Below are 18,389 nucleotides of genomic sequence, written 5' to 3' on the forward strand. Positions count from 1 at the left end.
GCTCACCCCGCCTTCGCGGGGGCCGGGGCGGAGGAGCGGCGCAGGCTGGGCAGCCACCAGTTGTAGCGGCGGAACAGCAGCAGCGTCGCCGGGACGAACAGCATCCGGATGAGCGTGGCGTCCAGCAGGACGGCGAGGCCGAGGCCGGCGCCGTACTCCTGGAGCATGATCGTCGAGGAGAGCGCCATGGTGCCGAGGCTGCCGGCCATGACCAGGCCGGCCGCGTTGATCACCCGGCCGGTGTCGACCACCGCCCCGACGGTCGCGCTCTCCTGGTCGGCCCCGCCGCGCACCAGGTCGCGGACGCGGGTGACCAGGAAGATCTCGTAGTCCATGCCGAGGCCCATCATCAGCACGGTGAGGAAGATCGGCAGGTCGTCGATGATCGCCTTGTCGAGCCAGAAGTGGAAGACCAGCACGGTGATGCCGATCGCCCACACGTTGCTCATCATGATCGTGAGGATCAGCCGGATCGGGATCAGCAGCGAGCGCAGCGCGAACACCAGCATCACGAAGACGCCGACCGAGACGAGCCCGATCATCTGCCAGAAGCTGGAGTCGAGCGCGTCGCCGTACTGCCGGTCGACCTGGGTGGCGCCGCCGACCGCGAGCGGGCCGACGTCGCGGGCCGCGGCCGTGACGTCCTGGATCCGGTCGACGGTGTGCACCGCGGCCTCGGTGTAGGGCTTGTCGGCGAGTTCGACGACGATCCGCAGCGCGCCGTCGTCGGACAGGTAGTCGCGGCGGACGTCGGGGCCGAGCGCGTCGAGGTCGGCGGCGCTCACCGGCGTGCCGAAGGGCCTGGTCACGGCGGAGACCCGGGCGACGCCCGGCACCGCGGCCAGCTTGTCGGTGAGGTCGGTGACGGCCTTGCGCCCGCTGTCGGTGAGGTGGTGCTGCCCGTCCACCGCACCGGGGTCCGGCCGGCCGACGACGAGCGTGGGCAGCACGGAGGCGTCGCCCCACTCGCGGGCCACGAGCTCGAAGCCCGTGCGCGAGTCGGTGGCCGGGCTGAGCGCGACCGGGTCCGCCGTGGAGCGGTGCTGGGCGGTGATCACCGCGAACGGGACCGTGACGGCCGCGAAGAGCAGCACGATCGCCACCTTGCGGCGGCGGGCGAGGTCGGCGGCCCGCTTCAGGTGGCGGCCGAGCGCGCTGCCGTGCTCCAGGTCGGCCAGCGGGTCGCGGCCGAGCCAGAAGAAGCGGTCGCCGAGCAGGACCAGCAGGGCCGGGGTGAGCGTCAGCGCGGCGAGCAGCACGATCGGGATGCCGATCAGGCCGCCGTAGCCGAGCGGCGGGATCCAGTCGACGGGCGAGAACAGCGTGGCGCCGAAGGCCAGCACCACGGCGACCGCGGCGAGCAGCATCGACTCGCCCGCGTGCGCGGTGGCGTGCACGGCGGCGTCCTTGGGCGAGCGGCCGGCCAGCCGTTCCTGCCGGTAGCGGGAGGACAGCAGCATGCTGTAGTCGACGCCGGCGCCCAGCATCACGAAGTTCATGATGGTGATGGTGAACTGGGTGAGCGTCACGCCGTGGCCGAGCGCGAACAGCGCGGCCTGGCTGACGGTCATCGCGAGGCCGATCGCCGCCACCGTGAGCACGGCCGGCACGACGGCCCGGAAGAACAGCAGCAGGACGAGGAAGATGATCGCGTAGGCGACCGTCTCCATCAGCGCGTTGTCGTCCTCGGCCTTCTTGTACGTGTCCTTGATCAGCGCCAGCTCGCCGGTGACGTGGGCCTCGACGTCCGGTCCGGCCCCGGCGGCGCGCTGGGCGCCGGCGATCGCCGAGCGGAGCCAGTCCACGTCCGGGTCGTGCCCGGCGCGCTTGGCGAAGCTGACCGAGACCAGGGTGGCCTTGCCGTCCTTGGCGACCAGCCGGTCGACGGCCTCGGCGGGCACCGGCACCGGGAAGGTGCGCCAGTCCGTCGCCTTGGTGAACGCAGCCGAGATCGGCAGGAGTTGGGCGTCGTCGGTGACGGCGACCGCCTGGCGGGCCGGATCGGCGAGGGCCGCCGGGACCTGGCCGGCCGCGACGGCGGCGTCCACCGCCTGCCGGCGGGTGTCGGGGGTCGCCGGCGTCTGCGCGGCGGCGAGCTGCTGGTCGACCTGGGTGCGCAGGCGCTTGAGGTACTCGGTGGTCGAGTCCCGGTACAGCGTGTACGCCGAGGTGGACTGCTGCACCTCGCCGGTGCGTACGCGGGTGGCGATCTGCTCGTCCAAGTCGGCCAGCATGGCGCGCAGTTGGGAGCTCCGGACGTCCGGCGCGCCGATCGCGACGATGGACTCGCGCTGCGAGCGGGCCGGGAACGACTCCTCGACGAGCCGGTCGGCCCGGGCACTGCTGGTGCCCGGCACGACCTTGGACGCCCCCTGTTTGGTGAGGACGTCGTTCAGCTGCGAGGCGAACGGGAAGCACGCCGCGATGACCAGCACCCAGATCACGAGCACGGTCTTCGGGCGGGCGGTGAGCCCCTCGGCGAGGCGCAGCAGCCGGTGCTGCACCGCGCCGTGGGTGGTCTCCGCCGCCGGTGCGGGTGTGGCGGTGGTGGTCATGCGCTGCGGACTCCCTCGCGGTGCCGGCCGCCCGGCCCGGTTCCGGTGGTGGTGCCCGGGTTGGTCCCGGTGACGACGACGAAGGTGTGGCGCAGCTCCAGTGCGCCGTGGCGGGCGACGTGTTCGGCGAGGCCCTTGCGGATCAGCTCCAGGGCGTGCTCCTCGCGGCTCTGGTCGACGGCGTCCTTGAAGCCGGCCGCCGCGCCGGAGCGCTGGACCCACTCCAGGGCCTCCTCCGGGGTGGTGGCGGGCAGCACCTGGTGGCCGTCGCGCTGGACGTCCACGGTGAGGCCGGCCTTGGTGAACCAGCGGGCCACGGTGGCCGCGTCCTTGGGCAGGTTGACCCGGATCATGCCGGTGAGCAGCGACGGGTCGGCGGTGAACACCTTCTCCAGCTGCTCGATCAGCGTCTTGAGGGCGTCGCCGCGGGTCTCGATGACGACGATCCGGCCGCCGGGGCGCAGGACCCGCTTGATCTGTTCCAGCAGTCTGACCGGCTTGCTGTAGCAGATCGCCCAGCCGACGACGACGAGGTCGGCGCTGTCGTTCGGCCGGGCGCGCAGGAACTCCTCCATGTCCCCCTCCTCCAGGGAGACTTCGAGGTCCGGGGAGCGCATCGCCTCGGGCAGGACCTTGGCCTTGGCGACGGACAGCATGCCGGGGGACTTGTCGACCGCGCGGACGGAGCCGCGGCCCTCCAGCTTCCGGACGATGTCGTGGGTCAGGTGGCCGGTGCCGCAGGCGAGTTCGAGGACGTCGTCGCCGGGGCTGACGGTGACCTCGCGCAGGGCGGCGAGCGAGTGGACGCCCATGACCGGGCTGAAGTAGGTGTCGTAGCTGGAGCTCGCGGCGTCGTAGTCGGGCGTGGTGTCGGCGTTGGTCCGGCTCAGGGTCAGTCGCAGGGCGCGGGCGGCGAGTCCGAGGCGGCTCATGGCTGGCTCCTTGGGGTCGGGACGGGTGCGGGCATCGTGGTAAGGGGTGGTGCTCGGCTCGGTTCCTCTACGGGGCGGGGCTGGTCGCGGTGGGGCTATTCGTGGTGGGGCTGGTCGCGGTGGGGCGTGGTCGCGGGGGTGCTGCTGTGGGCGAACTGTGCGGTGGAACCTGGGCGTTGGACCGGGCGGGACAGGTCGGCGACGAGCAGGAGCCCGCCGGTCCCGGCGAGGGTGCCGAGCACGGCGGCCGTCGCCGCCGGGGCCGAGGCCGCCGCGACGGCCCCGGCGGCCAGTGCCGCGAGGGCACCCGCCGCGACCGCCGCGCGGGGCGCGGTCACGGCGGCGGTGAGGAGCGCGGCCGAGGCGGCCAGGGCCGCGCACCACGGGCTGTCGGAGGTCGCGGCGGCCGGCAGCGCGCCGCCGACCAGCAGCAGCCCGGCGGCCGGCACCCAGGCGGGCCGGTGCCGGCCCGCCCGCCGGTGGAGCGCGGCGGCGAGCACGGCGAGCGCGGCTCCCACCGCCGCGGCGAGGCACCACGGCAGGTCGGGCGCGTGCCCGTCGCCGGGGGCCAGGCCCGCGCCGAGGACGGCGCCGGCCGAGGCCCCGGCCAGAGCCGCGACCGCCGCCCGGAGCGCGGGCGGTGCCGGACGGCCCGCGGTGGCGGGACGGCTGCCGGGTCGCGTGGCGGCCGCGGTGTTCACGGCCGGGCCGCGGCGCCGGAGTCGGCGAGTTCGGCGAGCGCCTCGACCGCGTACCCGTCGTCGGCGTCCGGTTCGTCGTCGGCGAGGAAGTGCTCGGCCCGCGCGCCGAGCGCGTCCAGCACCCGGTCGAGGTGGTCGGTGGTGTGGGTGGCCATGAAGCTGAGCCGCAGCCGCGGGGACGCGGCGGGCGGCAGGACGGGGTTGGTGTAGACGCCGGCGTCGATGAGCTCCCGCCACAGCAGGAGGGTCTCGATGGTGCCGCGGGTGCGCAGCGGGATGACCGGGGTGGCGCTCTCGCCGGCGCTGATGCCCCGCTGGGCGAGGCCGGCCCGCATGTACTCGGCGTTCTGCTGGGCGCGTTCGGCCCGCCACGGCTCCTCGCGCAGGATGCGCAGGGCGGCCAGGGCGGAGGCGGCGCTGGCCGGGGTGGCCGAGGCGCTGAAGATCAGGCTGCGGGCGTGGTGCTTGAGGTAGTGGATGACGTCCTCGTCGCCGACGACCGCGCCCCCGAGGGAGGCGAGCGACTTGCTGAACGTGACGGTGATGAGGTCGACCCGGTCGGTGAGGCCGAAGTAGGAGCAGGTGCCGCGGCCCTTGTCGAGGACGCCGAGGCCGTGGGCGTCGTCGACGATCAGGCGTGCGCCGCGCCGCTCGCACACCTCGACGATCTCCGGCAGGGCGCAGAGGTCGCCCTCCATCGAGTACACGCCGTCGACGACGACGAGCTTGCCGGCGCTGTCGGGGACGGAGGCGAGGACGCGGTCGAGCGCGGCGGGGTCGTTGTGCCGGAAGCGTCTCAGCTTGGCGTCGCTGAGCCTGCCGCCGTCGACGATGGAGGCGTGCGCGTCGCGGTCGGCGAAGACGACGTCGCCGCGGCCCGCGAGCGCGCTGATGGTGCCGAGGTTGGCCTGGTAGCCGGTGGAGATGACGGCGGCCGCGGGCTTGCCGTAGAAGTCGGCGAGTTCGGCCTCCAGCTGGTCGTGCAGGGCCAGGTTGCCGTTGAGGAACCGGGAGCCGGTGCAGGAGGTGCCGAACTGCTCCACCGCCTGGGCGGCGGCCCGCTTGACGCGCGGGTCGGCGGTGAGGCCGAGGTAGTTGTTCGACCCGCACATGACCAGTTCGCGGTCACCGAGCGTGACCGTCGTGCCCTCGTTGCCGGTCAAAGGCAGGAAATACGGGTAGATGCCGGCCGCCATGGCATCGCGGGCGGCCGTGTAACCGGAGACTTTCGAGAATATGTCCACCATATTTCCCTCGAATTCAATGGGCGGTGCCCCGGCGGGCCCGGGCGCCGTGCTTTACCGGCGCGCCGAACACGAAATGTCATGGACACCCGGCCGCGGACGGGCAGGTGAAAGTTCCACGGGTGCGGGAGAGTGGCCCGGGCTGGGGACGGCGCGCCGTTGCGCTGTGCCCGGGCTCGGTGCACCCCGTCGTGCCGATGCTCGGCAGACGATCGACGAAGGATGGGTGTGCGGCGGTCGGCAGGGTCAACGCCCAGCGTGGGATGACTGCTTGGCTGCTCGCCAGTCAGTGCGGGAAGGGTCGTCCGCAGTCGTGCCGACCCTTGCCGGACCCGTGTGGGCGCAGCCGGAACCGCATGGCTCGCAATGATCCCCCGTGGATGTCGAAGAGCGTTCCCCCCGGCCCGGGTGAATTCCCGGGCCGCCTTTTCGATCATCGTGCGCAGCAAACATGAGGCCGCAGACCGGTGGAGCTTCCGCCGTTTCTCCGCCGTCGGCCGAGGAAACGAAAGCATGCGCGATGGAGGCTGTCAACAACCATTCGGCGGTGGCGTGTTGGGGTTTCTGTCTGGTACTCGCCGGTCTGCTAGGCTGCGTCCGACCGTCTGGACGGTTTGTAACACGGAGAGAGGGAACCACCGGTGCGTGATCAACTGCTCGACGCCGTCGAGCGGCTTCTGGTGCGCGGGGGCGTCGACGCGGTGCGCCTGGACGCCGTCGCCGTCGAGGCCGGCGTGAGCAAGGGCGGGCTGCTGCACCACTTCCCCAGCAAGCGGGCGCTCGTACAAGGTGTCGTCGAGCGCCTCGCGGACCGGTTCGAGGCCGTACTGCCCGGTCCGGACGCGCCGGCCGGCGCGTTCGCGCTCGCCTGGCTGGACGCCAGCATCCCGGCGGAGTCGCCTGCCGGGGACACCAGCGGCGCCGACCAGGTGCCGGTCGCCCTGCTCGCCGCGGCCGGCGGGCCCGAAGTGCTGGACGTGCTGCGGGAGCGCTACGACCGGTGGCAGCGGCGGCTCGTGGACAACGGACTGGATCCGGCCGTCGCGACGCTCGTCCGCTTCGCGGTCGACGGCTGGTGGACGTCCCGGCTGCTCGGCCTCGCCACCCCGCACGACGACCTGCACCGACGGCTGCGCGGACTGATCGTCGAACTCACTGGGCAGGGAGACGGGTTCACGCAGTTGGTGGCCCCGGGCAACCGGGATTTCACGTAGCGCACGCGCCGGCTTCACGCCGCACGGCCCGAATCCACCCTTCGCGAGTTCACGGCAACTTAACCGTGGGGCGGACGATTTAACACCGCATCAGCTGAGCACGACCCGAGTTCACACCGCACGGAGCCGGACGATCGAGGGGGTCGCCCGGCCGGTCGACCCGGACGGGACCATCCCGTCCGGCCGAGTCACCACCATGACGGGGGACGGACGGCATGACGGCATACCTTCTGGTCGGAGCAGCGATCTGCGCCGAGGTCACGGCCACCCTGGCGCTGCGCGCCTCGCACGGTCTCACCCGGCTGATGCCCAGCGTGGTCGTCGCGATCGGTTACATCGCGGCGTTCGTGCTGCTCGCGCAGGCGCTCAAGTCGCTGAACGTGGGCCCGGTCTACGCGGTCTGGTCCGGCCTGGGCACGGTCGGCGCGCTCGTCGGCGGGGTGGTCGCGTTCGGCGAACCGGTCAAGCCCGCGTCGGTGGCCGGGGCGGTGCTGGTCGTGGCCGGCGTCGCGGTGATGTACCTCGGCGGGGGAATGAGTCACGAATGACGGTATGACCCGCGACGGAGGAGTCCCCATGCGTGCCACGCCCGCCCCGAGCCCGGTGCTGCGCTTCACGAAGGCGTCGATGCTCGTCACCGACGTCGGCTTCCTGGTCTACTGGGCGGCCACGCTGCTGGCCCTCGTCCCGGCCGAGTACGCGTACAAGGACTACGACAACCCGGTCCTGAGCGACTGGAACTACTCGTTCGTGCTGCTCGACGTGCTCGCGAGCGCCACCGGCCTCACCGCGCTGCGGCTCGGCCGCTGCGGCGCGGCGGGCGGGGCCCGGCCGCTGATGCTGGTCTCGCTCGCGCTCACCAGCACGGCCGGGCTGCAGGCGGTCGCGTTCTGGGCGCTGCGCGGGGACTTCTCGGTGACCTGGTGGCTGCCGAACCTGTTCCTGCTGCTCTTCCCGGTGCCCGGAATCGTGCACCTCGTGCGGCGGATGGCGGTCGAGGCGGGCCGGACGCCGGCCTGAACCCGCCTGCCCGGTCGGCCCGTTGGACATGTTGACGGTGTTCTCCGCGGCACCGTCAGCCGTGCTTCAGGTAGTCGAGGGCGCGACGGATGGGGGGCTCCTTGCCGTGCGGGACCAGGTGGCGGTGGTACTCGCGGGCCAGCGAGGGCGGAAGCGTCCCCGCGATGTCGACGGCGCGCCGGACGGTACGGGCCGCGCCGTCGACGTCACCGGCGGCCAGGTGGGCCTTCACGCCGTCGAGCAGCCAGCGCCCGGTGAAGGTGGACGGGCCGCCGGACGGCGGCGCGGACCCGGACGCCGCCACCGCGTCGAAGTGGTGCGCGGCCTCGTGCGGGCGGCCGAGGAACAGCGAGGCCGTGCCGTGCGCGGCAGTGAGGATGCGTTCCAGGTTCCTGGTCCCGGAGCTCTCGCCCGGCGCCGGACGGCCGCCGGTGGCGATGAGGGCCCGGCCGGCGAGGTACAGCGCCCGGGCGACGTCGTCGGCCCGGCCCAGGCGGGCGAGGGCCAGCGCCTCCTGGCTGTGCAACTGGCTCGCCGCGGCAGGCCGGAGGCCGGGCCCGACGGCGCGGGCGGCGGCTATGGCGAGGAGGGCGTCGGCCGGATCCCCGGCGATGGTGTGGCAGTACGCCAACTGCCGGAAGGCTACGACGAGGAGGGGAGCGTCTCCGGCGGCTCCGGCCGCGCGGATCGAGACGAGGGCGTGGCGCTCCGCGCGGGCGGCCTCGTTGAGGGCGTTGCAGAGCCACGTGCAGAGCTGGGCGGTGCGGGCGGCGAAGCGGTAGAGCCGCCGACGGGTCCGGTGGTCGTGCTGCGCGGTGGCCAGCAGGTGGACGACCAGCCGGTGCTCGGCGTGGGCGGCGGCGTACAGGCTCTCGGCCGGCACGAGGGTGCCGCCGTGGTGCTGTTCGAGGGCGGTGACGCGGGTCTCGATCCACTCCAGTTGCTCGTCGGCCGGTCCGGACCCCGGCCGGTCGGAGTGTGCCGCGGACTCCGTCGAACGGGCGACTGCCGCGCGCAGTTGGGCTCGCAGGGCGGATCCGGTGAGGAGCAGGGCCGACGGCCCGGGCGTGACGGGGTGGTGGACGGAGCCTGCCAGGGCGAGCAGTGCCCCCTCGTCGGTGTGGGGCTGGTGGAGCAGGGCGGCGTCGCCGGTCGCCAGGTGGAGCCAGTGCGGCCAGCCGAGCAGGTAGATCTCGCGGGCCGGAATGCCGTGGATGCGGGCCATGGCCAGCTGGGCGGTGTGCTCGGGCACGGTGCGGCCGGACTCCCAGCGGGAGACCTTCTCCCGGCGGGCGGCCATCTGCCCGAGGCCGAGTGCGGCGTGGGTGCGTGCGACGAGGCCGGCGTACTCGGGCTGGGACAGGCCCAGCGCCGCGCGCAGCACGAACAGAGGGTGTGTCAACGAAGGCGTCCCTCGGAGGGGTCGGGAGCCGCCGGGGGCGGGATACCCCGGGCCGGGCAGTGGATCCTAGGCAGGTCCGTCCGTGCGCTCCCAGGCGTGGAGGCACCCCCGGGGCATGGCCGACGGCCTTGCGGCGCACGGCCGTTGTGTGGCTGGTCGTGTGGCCGGTTGTGCGGCCAGCTGTGTGGCCGGTTGTGCTCGTACGACGCGGGGTGACCGGGCGGTGGCAAAAGGAGAAGGAAGCGAACCGCCGCCGGCGTCCGCAAGGCGCTGTGAAGCGCTACTCGTCGTCGCCGTCGGCCGATTCGATGGGCTGGGCCCCGGCGTCGTCGCGGCCGGTTTCGACTTCGCTCTTCGTCATCGAACTTTCGTGCGGTGCGGTGTCCCGCAGGAATTCGAGGGCGCGTCGGACGGCCGGCTCCCGCCCGTGGGCGGACAGCCGGTCGCGGTATTGACGGGCGAGTCCCGGCGGGAGCGTTCCGGTGACGTGGACGGCGCGGTGCACGGCGACGGCCGCGGAACCGAAATCGCCGACGGCGAGATGGGCGTCGACGGCGTCGAGGAGCCAGGAGCCGGTGTGCGGTGACGGGGCGCCGGCCGGCGGTGCCTGGAGGGAGTCCACGAGGACGCGGAAGTGCGGCTCCGCCTCGTGCGGTGCGCCGAGGAGCAGTGCGGATCGGGCGCGGGCGACGGTGACGGTCAGCCGGTGCGGGGCCGCGCCGAACGGGGCTGCGCCGAACGGGGCCGCGCCGAATGGGGCCGCGCCGAATGGGGCCGCGCCGAATGGGGTGTCGCCGGCCGCCGGGGTGGCCGAGGCGGCCTTTCCGGCGCGGTCCAGCGCCCTGGCGCTGCCGGCGGCGTGCCCCAGCCGGGCGAGGGCGAGCGCCTCTGTGCAGTGCAGGGCCGTCATGGTGCCCGGCGACGGCCGGGTACCGACGGTGCGGGCCGCTCGGACGAGCGCCAGCGCGTCGACCGGGTCGCCCCCGACGACGTGGCGCGCGGCGAGCCGGGCCGTCGCGACCGCCGCGAGGTCGGGCTCCCCCGCGGCGGCGGCCGCGCGGACGGCGGTGAGGTTGTGGCGCTCCGCGCGGGTCTCCTCGCCGAGGGCGCTGCTCAGCCAGGCGCAGACCAGTGCGGTGCGGGCGGCGAACCGGAAGAGCCGCCGGGCGGCCGGGCCGTCGTGGCCGTGGGCACCGATCAGGCGGACGACCAGGCGGTGTTCGGCGTGGGCCGCGCCGTACAGCGCGGCGGTCGGCAGGTACGTGCCGCTCTCGTGCCGTTCGAGCGCCGACGTGCGGGCCCCGATCCAGCGCAGCTGCTCGGCGGACGGGCCGGTGTCGTGCGGGCCGGTGTCGGGCGGGCCGGTGTCGTGTGGGCTGGTGTCGTGCGGGCTGGTGTCGCGTGGGCCGGTGCCATCGGGATTCCGGTCGGCGTCGGTGGTGGCGCGGACGAGTGCGGTCCGGAGGTGCGCGGCGAGCGCCGCGCCGGTGAGGAGGAGCGCCGCCGGGCACGGCGCCTTCGGCAGGTGCAGCGCGCTGTTCAGGGCGAGCGCGGCGCCCGCGGCGGTGTACGGCTGGTCCAGCAGGACGGCGTCCCCGATGACCAGGTGCAGCCAGTGCGGCCAGCCGAGCCGGTGCACCTCGGGGGCGGGGACGCCGTGGTGGTGCGCCATGGCCAGTTGCGCGGTGGGCTCGGGGACCGTGCGGCCCGATTCCCAGCGGTGCACCTTCTCGCGGCGGGCGGCCATCTGCCCGAAACCGAGTTCGGCGTGGGTCCGTGCGACGATGCGGGCGTATTCGGAAGGGGAAAGCCCTTCCGCGGCCCGGATCAGGGCGAGGGGGTGCGCCAAGGATGCAGGATTCAAGTGTTCAGGACCTCGTGGGGGAGCCGCTGCCCGGCTCCGGCAGGGGATTTTAAAAAGGTCCTTCAGGAATTGGCCACGCACCGAGGCAACCCGGAGGCACGCCCCTGGGCATTGCCGCACGGGAGGGGACCGGGTAGTGGAGTCCTCACGAACTGACCGGAATACCGGCCGATGCGATTCGGCCCGCCGCGATTCGACCGATGCGATCCGGCCGGACGCGATTCGGCCGGCAGCGGGCCGGCGCGACCCGGAGTGGTCGGGCCGCGCCGGCCGGGTGCTCAGGAGCGGTCGGCAGTGACGACGTGGTAGTCGAGCAGACCGTCCCGCCAGGCACCGACGAAGTTGCGCGACCAGTGCCCGGCCGGGACGGCGTCCGCCAGGTAGCGGTCGAAGCCCGGCCACACGTCCGCGCCGATCGACTCCGCGGTGACGCCGGTGAACCCGGCCGCCGCGAGGTCCGCCGTGAAGCCGTCGAGCGGGTGGGCCACGTCCAGCCCGTCGGCGAAGCTGCTCAGCAGGAGGCTCAGCCGCTCTGCGGCCTCCGGGCCGGCGGCGGCGAAGAACGTCGTCACCACCAGCCGCCCGCCGGGCCGCAGCACCCGGGCCGCCTCGTGGGCGAAGCCCGTCAGCTCGCGGAAGTGCTGGGCCGCCTCGACGGAGTAGAGTCCGTCCAACGCGTCCGCGGGGAAGGGCAGTTCCTCGGCCGCGCCGAGGCTGTAGGCGAGCCGGTCCGGGTAGGTGGCGAGCGCCTTGGCGTTCACCGTGCGGGCGCGCTCGATCTGGTCCGGGTGGATGTCGACGCCCGTCACGGCCGCGAATCTGAACTCGCGCAGCGCGAGCGCGGCGCCCAGTCCGCGCCCGCAGCCGACCTCCGCCAGCCGCAGCTGGTCGCGGGGTTCGGGGAAGGCGCGCAGCACCCTCCGGTACAGCTGCTCCTGGCTGTGCACCCGTTCCTCCGGCGTCGGCGCGGCGAGGTCGATCCCGTGCCAGTCGCCGAAGTTGATGAAGCCGCCCGCGAAACTGGCGGCTCGGCTCAGGTCGCCCGTGCCGTACGTCCGGTGCACGGTGGGAGGGATCCGGCTCTGGTCCATGGAGTCCTGCCTTCGGTGGGTCGTCGGTCCGCAGGGTCGTTGCGCGCGCCGCTCGTCCGGCGCGCCGCGGTACGTACCCAAACCGGTGCGGATGTGAACACGGTGCAGTCGAGCGGTCACGGAGAGGTGTCGGAGAAATGCGGTGCCCGTGGGGCCGCCGTCGGCTACAGTCCGCCGTGATCTCGCGGACCGAGGAAAGAGTGACGACGTGGACACCGACAACCGCCCCAAGCCCCCACTGGTCGGCGGCGAACGCGAGACACTGCGCGCGTTCCTCGACTTCCACCGCGCGACGCTCGCCATGAAGTGCGAGGGCCTGACCGACGAACAGCTGCGCCTCCAGTCCAGCCCGCCGTCCACCCTCACCCTGCTCGGGCTGGTGCGGCACATGGCCGAGGTCGAGCGCACGTGGTTCCGGCGGGTCATCGGCGGCGAGGACGTCCCCTTGGTCTGGTCGCCGGAGGGCGACTACCAGGCCGCGTACGACGCCACCGGCGCCACCCGCGACGAGGCCTTCACCGCCTGGCAGGCCGAGGTCGAGCACGCGCGCCGGATCGAGTGCGAGGCGGAGTCCCTGGACGTGACGGCTTACCAGCCGCGCTGGGGGGAGACGGTCTCGCTGCGCCTCGTGATGCTCCACCTCATCCACGAGTACGCCCGGCACAACGGGCACGCCGACTTCCTGCGCGAGGGCATCGACGGCACCGTAGGGGCGTAGGGGCGTAGGAGGGAAAAGGCGTAGGGGGGAAGGTGTAGGGGGTAGGGGCGTAGGCGGCGGTTCGCCGGAGTGGCGGGGATCACAGCGGCCTTCGCGTGTGCGGCGAAATGCGGCGGCCGTCGGGATGGTTGGCACGGGCAACCGTTCACGATTCCGTGCACACCCCCGGTACCCACGAGGAACCCCATGACCGTCACCGAGCCCGCCGCGTCCGCCGACCCCGCCGCCCGCGCCGCCGGGATCCTGTCCCGGCCCGTCACGATCAACGGGCTGACCGTGCCCAACCGCATCGTGATGGCGCCCATGACGCGCCGGTTCTCCCCGGGCGGCGTGCCCGGCGAGGACGTGCGCTCGTACTACGCCCGGCGCGCCGCCGCGGGCGTCGGCCTGATCGTCACCGAGGGCACGTACGTCGGCCACGAGTCGGCCGGCCAGGCCGACGACATCCCGCGCTTCCACGGCGAGGAGCAGCTGGCCGGGTGGGCCCGGGTCGCCGAGGACGTCCACGCGGCGGGCGGCACGATCGTGCCGCAGCTCTGGCACATCGGCATGGTCCGCAAGCAGGGCGACCCGCCGGTCGCCGGCGCCCCCGCCGTCGGCCCCTCCGGCATCCGCCTGGACGGTACCGAGGGCACCGGCCGGGCGATGACCCGCACCGACCTCGACGACGTGATCGGCGCCTTCGCCGAGGCCGCCGCGGCCGCCGAGCGCATCGGCTTCGACGGCGTCGAGCTGCACGGCGCCCACGGCTACCTGATCGACCAGTTCCTGTGGGCCGGGACGAACCGCCGCACCGACGCCTACGGCGGCGACCCGGTCGCCCGGACGAAGTTCGCCGCCGAGATCGTCGCCGCGGTCCGCGAGGCCGTCTCGGCGGAGTTCCCGGTGATCTTCCGCTACTCGCAGTGGAAGTCGGAGAACTACGACGCCCGTCTCGCCGGGACGCCGGAGGAGCTGGAGGCGATCCTCGCCCCGCTCGCCGAGGCCGGCGTGGACGCCTTCCACGCCTCGACCCGCCGCTACTGGGTCCCCGAGTTCGAGGGCTCCGACCTCAACCTGGCCGGCTGGAGCCGCAAGCTCACCGGCCGCCCGGCCATCACCGTCGGCTCGGTCGGCCTCGACGGCGACTTCGTCCGCGCCTTCATGGGCGAGGGCGCCCCCGTCCAGGGCATCGACGACCTGCTCGACCGCCTGGAGCGCGACGAGTTCGACCTGGTCGCCATCGGCCGCGCCCTCCTCCAGGACCCGGAGTGGGCCGCCAAGGTCCTCGCCGGCCGCTTCGACGACCTCCGCTCCTACGACGCCGCCGCGGTCCGCACGCTCAGCTGACCTCCGCGCACGGCACGAGGCCCCGACCGTTCGCGCGGTCGGGGCCTCGTGCGTGCGGACGGTCGGGGCTCCGTGTGTGCGGACGGTCGGGGCTTCGTGCGTGCGGACGGTCGGCGCTCCGTGTGTGCGGACGGCCGGGGCCCCGTGCCGCGGGCGGAGCTCACCAGCCGAGGAGGTGGATGCCCTCGCCGAGCGCGGTCAGGATCGTTTCGGCAGCGGCCTCGGGGGTGCCGGGGGCGTCGGCTTCGAGGGCCACGTAGTGCAGGGCGGCGCCGGTCGTCCGGCTCTCGCGGCGGAAGGTGTCGAGGGCCGGCGGCGCGGCCGGGCACTCCACGACGACCTGGTAGCCGCCGGTCGCGTACGCGAACGCCGCCTGTGCGGCGGCCGCCAGCGCGGTCGCGCCCTGGCGCTCGGCCCCCGGCGCCCCGGGGGCGAGCCGGCCCCGGCGGATGACGCGCAGGAAGTCGTCCGTCCGCAGGTGGACGCTCGGGTGCAGCTCCTCGGCGAGCAGCGCGGCCACCCGGCTCTGTCCGGCGCCCGACGGGTCGACGAGGACGACGACACCGCCGGCGCCCCGGCCGCCCCCGAGCTCCGGCCCACCTACGGTCGTACGGTTCACAGCTGCTGATCCCTTCGCGGGCCGGGGACGGTCGGGTAGCCGGGGCGAGGCGGTCGGAGTGCGAGCGGGCCGGTCGGCCCGGATGCGGGTGACCACCCGGATCTGGACGGCCATCCGGATCTGGACGGCCATCCGGATCTGGACGGCCATTCGGATCCGGATGGTGGCCCGGATCCGGGTGGCGACCCGGATGCGGACAGCCGACCGCCTCGTCCCTACGACTGATGCTTTCGGGGATCAACCTAGTCCACCCGGGTGCCCCGAGTCGTCCCCCGTCCGGCCCGGGACCGCACCCGGACACGCCCTAGCGGTCCTCGGCGCGCAGCACGATCGGGTTGGTCAGGGCCGCCATCGGGCCCCACGGCAGGTCCTCGCCCATCGTGTTGCCCCGGCCCGGCGACCCGTCCGCCCTCGGGTGGCGCACCTCGGTCCGGACGTACGCGGCGAGCGAGGCCGTCGTCCGCCACACCACCGTGCCCGAGCCGCCCGCGGGCAGCGACTCCTGGTGCATCTGGCCCTCGTCGGTCAGGAACCGCACCGTCCCGCCCGGCACCCCGGACACGGCGAGCCGCACGTCCAGCGGCGCGTCCGCCGGGACGGCCAGCTCCTCGCCGATGCCGGCCTGCCGGCCGTCCCCGGTGACGGTGAACTCCAGCCGCACGGCCGCCGATTCGGCCAGCCAGCTGCGCCCGGCGCGCAGCCCGTCGAGGACCGCGTCCCGGGTGAGGTCCTCGGCCAGCACCACGTTGTGCGGCAGGCCGATCACCTGCGGGGCGCTGTGCGCGTCGCTGTTGCCCATCGCCGGCAGCCACGACCGGCCGTCCCGGAGGGCGACCGCGAGGCGCGCGTCCCACGTGTCCACGGCCGACTCGTCGTCGTACGTCCAGGGCCCGTTCCACACCTCGACCGCGTCCGCTTGCTCGTAGCCGAACTTCCACTGGCACGCGACGTACGGGCAGTACGGGTGCGCGGGCACCACCAGGCCGCCGGAGCGGTGCACCTGGCGGACGAAGCGGGGGAAGGCCTCGTCGCGCGAGCGGTAGCGCCAGTCGACGAACTCGCCCGCGGGGAGACCGAGCGCCAGCCAGTGGCCGTTGCGCGTGGTGATCTCCTCGCCCGGGACGATCAGCAGGTCGGGGCCGGCCAGCGGGCCCCACACGGCGTGCGAGGAGCTGGTGTTGTGGTCGGTGGAGATGATGAAGTCCAGGCCGGCGGCGCGGGCCCCCGCCGCCACCTCCTCCGGCAGCCTCCGGCCGTCCGAGTGCACGGTGTGCACGTGGCAGTCGCCCCGGTACCAGGCGCGGCCGCGGCCCCGGGCCCGCTCGGCCGGGTACGACGGCGTGAACTCCGGGCCCGGCTCGCCGAACCGGAGGGTGACGTCGACGCGGTAGTCGAGGCCCTGCGGCGCGACCTGGTACGGGCCGAGCACCATGTGCCAGGTGCCCGCGCCGATCGGGCCCGGCAGGTAGCCCGGGGTCGCGGAGTCGCTCGCGATGCGGAACTCCGTGCGGAAGCCGCCGGACCAGCCGCGGAAGCCCGGGCCGCCGAGGTCCGTGCCGCGCTCGTCGAAGACGCCGATGTCGCACGAGTTGCCCGGGGTGCCGGCCGGGACCGGGGGTTTGTCGTAGGTGTAGGACACGGCGATCTCGCGGACGCCGTCCGGCACTTCGACGGGGAGGTAGACGAAGTCGGGGGAGCCGGTGGGGAGGTGGCCGGTGAGGGTGAGGGTCTGATCGGTGGTCCGGGGCGCCTCTGCCGCTGCTGCGGCGGCTGGGGTGGCTGGGGTGGTGGCCGCGGCCGCGGTGGTTAAGCCGAGGGCGGTGGCGGCGCCGGTGGCTAGGCCGGTGGCTAGGCCGGTGGCTAGGCCGGTGCGGAGGACGTCGCGGCGGGCGGGGTGGCGGTCGGGCTCGGGGTGCTGGGGGTGCTGGGGGTGCTCGGGCTGTTCGGGGGTGGCGGGCATCGGGCTCTCCGGTGTCGGGCGGGGTCGGCTTTGCCCACGCCCCTACCCGCGGCGGTGAACCCCGGGTGAGCCGGGCCCCACGGCGGCGGGGCGGGCCGGTGAAAGCGGGCCCGGCCTCGCCCGGCGGGCCGTGTCGCTACGGCGGGGGCGGGTTGCGGCGGGCGAGGATCGACCGGTTCATAGAAGCAGACGGTCAGGCAGTCGGATCATCGTGGAGGTCGGTGTGTCACTCAGTCGGCGGGCCCTGCTGGCGGCGATGGCCGGGAGCACGCTGGCGGGGTGCGGGGCCGCGAAGGGGGGCGTGGGGGCGGCGTCCGCTTCGGTGGGGGTGGGTTCTGTGGGGGTGGGTTCGGCGGGGGCGGGCTCGGCGGGGGTTGGTGCGCCGTCTGCGTCCGTTGCTGTTTCACCGACGGCCACCGCCTCCGCCGTGCCGCACGAGCTCACCAGGGCGGAGGCCGTCGCCCGGTACGGCGGCGCGGCGCCGACCGAGTGGGGGCTGGACGTCGCCGGGGTGACGGGCGAGCTGCCCGCCGGGCAGCAGGCGACCGCGCTCACGTTCGACGCCTGCGGCGGCTCCGGCGGCAGCGGGTACGACGCCGACCTGATCGACTTCCTGCGCGCGCACGCGGTGCCCGCCACACTCTTCCTCAACGCCCGCTGGATCGACGCCAACCCCGCCGAGTTCGAGCGCCTCGCCGCCGACCCGCTCTTCGAGATCGGCAACCACGGCACCGTCCACCGCCCGCTCTCCGTCACCGGGCGCTCCGCCTACGGCATCGCCGGCACCCGGGACGTCGGCGAGGTGTACGACGAGGTCGCCGGCAACGCCCACAAGCTCACCGACCTGCTCGGCCACCCGCCCCGCTTCTTCCGCTCCGGCACCGCCCACTACGACGACGTCGCCACCCGGGTGGTCGCCGACCTCGGGGAACGCGTCGCGGGCTTCACCGTCAACGGCGACGGCGGGGCTACCCTCACCGCCGCCGAGGTCCGGCAGGAGGTGGCGGCGGCCCCGCCGGGCTCGATCGTCATCGCCCACATGAACCAACCGGGCGGCGGCACCGCCCGCGGCTTCGCGGCGGCCCTGCCCGGGCTGCTGGCGGCGGGGCGGCGGTTCGTGCGGCTGTCGGACGTGTTCTGACGGGCTCGTTTTTTGACGGGCTCGTTCTCAGGTTCTGCCGGGCCCGTCCTCAGGCGAGGCGCAGGCCGTCGGGGAGTTCCTCCTCGATGATCCGCACCAGCCAGTCGAACACCGTCGGGCCGCGGCCCGCCCGGGCCTCGGCGAGTTCGGCGGCCACGTGTTCCCGGTTGGTGGGGTGGCAGCGGGTGAGGCGGTGCTCCAGCTGGCGGACGGTCTCGGGGTAGCCGAGATTGCGCCGCGACACCTCGTGGTGCTGCCACTCGATCGCGTAGTCGCCGTCGTCGGGGGTGCCGAAGCCGCCGCGCAGGCAGTCGGCGAAGGCGTCGAGGTTCTTGCCGAAGTAGCCGCCGCAGCCGATGGATTCGCCCACGACCTTCCAGAAGTCGTCGAGGTTGCCGACCAGGGAGCCATCGATCACATAAGTCACGGTCACATGGTGAGGATAGTGCGGGGAGGGGTGGTGGGGGGTGGGGGTTTTCGGGTGGGGGTGGGTTCCGCTGCGCGGGGCTTGGGGTGCGGGGTGGGCTTTCGGGTGGGTGGGGGGTGCCGGGGGTGTCTGCGGGGGCTGTCTCTTATAAACAACACACAACCCACCAAAC

16 protein-coding genes are annotated in these 18,389 nt (G+C 74.0%); 6 read left to right on the forward strand and 10 right to left on the reverse strand.

Annotated features, from left to right (window positions below):
- Window positions 1-2: 2 nt before the first annotated feature.
- The 4 genes from ACFV4G_RS22900 to ACFV4G_RS22915 all read right to left on the reverse strand — a co-directional run bounded on the left by ACFV4G_RS22900 (window position 3) and on the right by ACFV4G_RS22915 (window position 5,435).
- Entirely contained in the window at window positions 3-2,555 is a 2,553-nt protein-coding gene (locus ACFV4G_RS22900) for an MMPL family transporter (RefSeq protein WP_380443242.1), read from the reverse strand.
- Entirely contained in the window at window positions 2,552-3,487 is a 936-nt protein-coding gene (locus tag ACFV4G_RS22905) for a class I SAM-dependent methyltransferase (RefSeq protein WP_380443245.1), read from the reverse strand. The genes ACFV4G_RS22900 and ACFV4G_RS22905 overlap by 4 nt, the downstream gene beginning before the upstream one ends.
- Window positions 3,488-3,582: 95 nt before the next feature.
- Window positions 3,583-4,188 carry a hypothetical protein gene (locus tag ACFV4G_RS22910; RefSeq protein ID WP_380443248.1) on the reverse strand — a complete coding sequence of 202 codons (606 nt, stop codon included), beginning with the start codon at window positions 4,186-4,188 and terminating at the stop codon, window positions 3,583-3,585.
- Window positions 4,185-5,435: an aminotransferase class I/II-fold pyridoxal phosphate-dependent enzyme gene (locus ACFV4G_RS22915; RefSeq protein WP_380443250.1), complete on the reverse strand. Its 1,251-nt coding sequence runs from the start codon at window positions 5,433-5,435 to the stop codon at window positions 4,185-4,187. Before ACFV4G_RS22915 ends, ACFV4G_RS22910 begins: the two co-directional genes overlap by 4 nt.
- A 638-nt stretch (window positions 5,436-6,073) precedes the next feature.
- Here ACFV4G_RS22915 and ACFV4G_RS22920 point away from each other — a divergent pair.
- The 3 genes from ACFV4G_RS22920 (at window position 6,074) to ACFV4G_RS22930 (ending at window position 7,666) form a co-directional block, all read left to right on the forward strand.
- Window positions 6,074-6,646 (forward strand): TetR/AcrR family transcriptional regulator, encoded by a 573-nt coding sequence (locus ACFV4G_RS22920; RefSeq protein WP_380443252.1) that lies wholly within the window; start codon window positions 6,074-6,076, stop codon window positions 6,644-6,646.
- A gap of 215 nt (window positions 6,647-6,861) precedes the next feature.
- Window positions 6,862-7,194 carry a multidrug efflux SMR transporter gene (locus ACFV4G_RS22925; protein WP_218200045.1) on the forward strand — a complete coding sequence of 111 codons (333 nt, stop codon included), beginning with the start codon at window positions 6,862-6,864 and terminating at the stop codon, window positions 7,192-7,194.
- Between the two features lie 28 nt (window positions 7,195-7,222).
- Window positions 7,223-7,666: a DUF5360 family protein gene (locus ACFV4G_RS22930; RefSeq protein ID WP_380443254.1), complete on the forward strand. Its 444-nt coding sequence runs from the start codon at window positions 7,223-7,225 to the stop codon at window positions 7,664-7,666.
- Between the two features lie 55 nt (window positions 7,667-7,721).
- On the opposite strand, the gene ACFV4G_RS22935 is transcribed toward ACFV4G_RS22930, so the two are convergent.
- The 3 genes from ACFV4G_RS22935 to ACFV4G_RS22945 form a co-directional block, all read right to left on the reverse strand.
- Window positions 7,722-9,068, reverse strand: coding sequence for a hypothetical protein (locus ACFV4G_RS22935; RefSeq protein ID WP_380443256.1), 1,347 nt, complete (start codon window positions 9,066-9,068; stop codon window positions 7,722-7,724).
- 280 nt (window positions 9,069-9,348) lie between these two features.
- Complete coding sequence (locus tag ACFV4G_RS22940; RefSeq protein WP_380443258.1) at window positions 9,349-10,917, reverse strand: hypothetical protein; 1,569 nt, start codon at window positions 10,915-10,917, stop codon at window positions 9,349-9,351.
- 293 nt (window positions 10,918-11,210) lie between these two features.
- Window positions 11,211-12,023 carry a class I SAM-dependent methyltransferase gene (locus ACFV4G_RS22945; RefSeq protein ID WP_380443260.1) on the reverse strand — a complete coding sequence of 271 codons (813 nt, stop codon included), beginning with the start codon at window positions 12,021-12,023 and terminating at the stop codon, window positions 11,211-11,213.
- Window positions 12,024-12,231: 208 nt separating this feature from the next.
- Between ACFV4G_RS22945 and ACFV4G_RS22950 the strand changes: the two genes are divergently transcribed.
- Together ACFV4G_RS22950 and ACFV4G_RS22955 are read left to right on the forward strand one after the other, a co-directional pair.
- Complete coding sequence (locus tag ACFV4G_RS22950; protein WP_380443261.1) at window positions 12,232-12,741, forward strand: DinB family protein; 510 nt, start codon at window positions 12,232-12,234, stop codon at window positions 12,739-12,741.
- Window positions 12,742-12,927: 186 nt separating this feature from the next.
- Complete coding sequence (locus tag ACFV4G_RS22955; protein ID WP_380443263.1) at window positions 12,928-14,070, forward strand: NADH:flavin oxidoreductase; 1,143 nt, start codon at window positions 12,928-12,930, stop codon at window positions 14,068-14,070.
- Window positions 14,071-14,230: 160 nt separating this feature from the next.
- On the opposite strand, the gene ACFV4G_RS22960 is transcribed toward ACFV4G_RS22955, so the two are convergent.
- A complete protein-coding gene (locus ACFV4G_RS22960) occupies window positions 14,231-14,839 on the reverse strand; it encodes a hypothetical protein (RefSeq protein WP_380443265.1) in 609 nt (202 codons plus the stop codon).
- Window positions 14,840-14,993: 154 nt separating this feature from the next.
- Window positions 14,994-16,649: a CehA/McbA family metallohydrolase gene (locus tag ACFV4G_RS22965; RefSeq protein WP_380443267.1), complete on the reverse strand. Its 1,656-nt coding sequence runs from the start codon at window positions 16,647-16,649 to the stop codon at window positions 14,994-14,996.
- 427 nt (window positions 16,650-17,076) lie between these two features.
- Between ACFV4G_RS22965 and ACFV4G_RS22970 the strand changes: the two genes are divergently transcribed.
- Window positions 17,077-17,790 (forward strand): polysaccharide deacetylase family protein, encoded by a 714-nt coding sequence (locus tag ACFV4G_RS22970; RefSeq protein ID WP_380443269.1) that lies wholly within the window; start codon window positions 17,077-17,079, stop codon window positions 17,788-17,790.
- 49 nt (window positions 17,791-17,839) lie between these two features.
- On the opposite strand, the gene ACFV4G_RS22975 is transcribed toward ACFV4G_RS22970, so the two are convergent.
- The gene (locus ACFV4G_RS22975; protein WP_380443271.1) at window positions 17,840-18,223 is read right to left on the reverse strand and encodes a barstar family protein; all 384 of its coding nucleotides are present in this window, start codon (window positions 18,221-18,223) and stop codon (window positions 17,840-17,842) included.
- Window positions 18,224-18,389 lie beyond the last annotated feature (166 nt).

The sequence above is a fragment of the Kitasatospora sp. NPDC059747 genome (genome assembly GCF_042732955.1).
In the GTDB taxonomy this organism is placed as follows: domain Bacteria; phylum Actinomycetota; class Actinomycetes; order Streptomycetales; family Streptomycetaceae; genus Kitasatospora.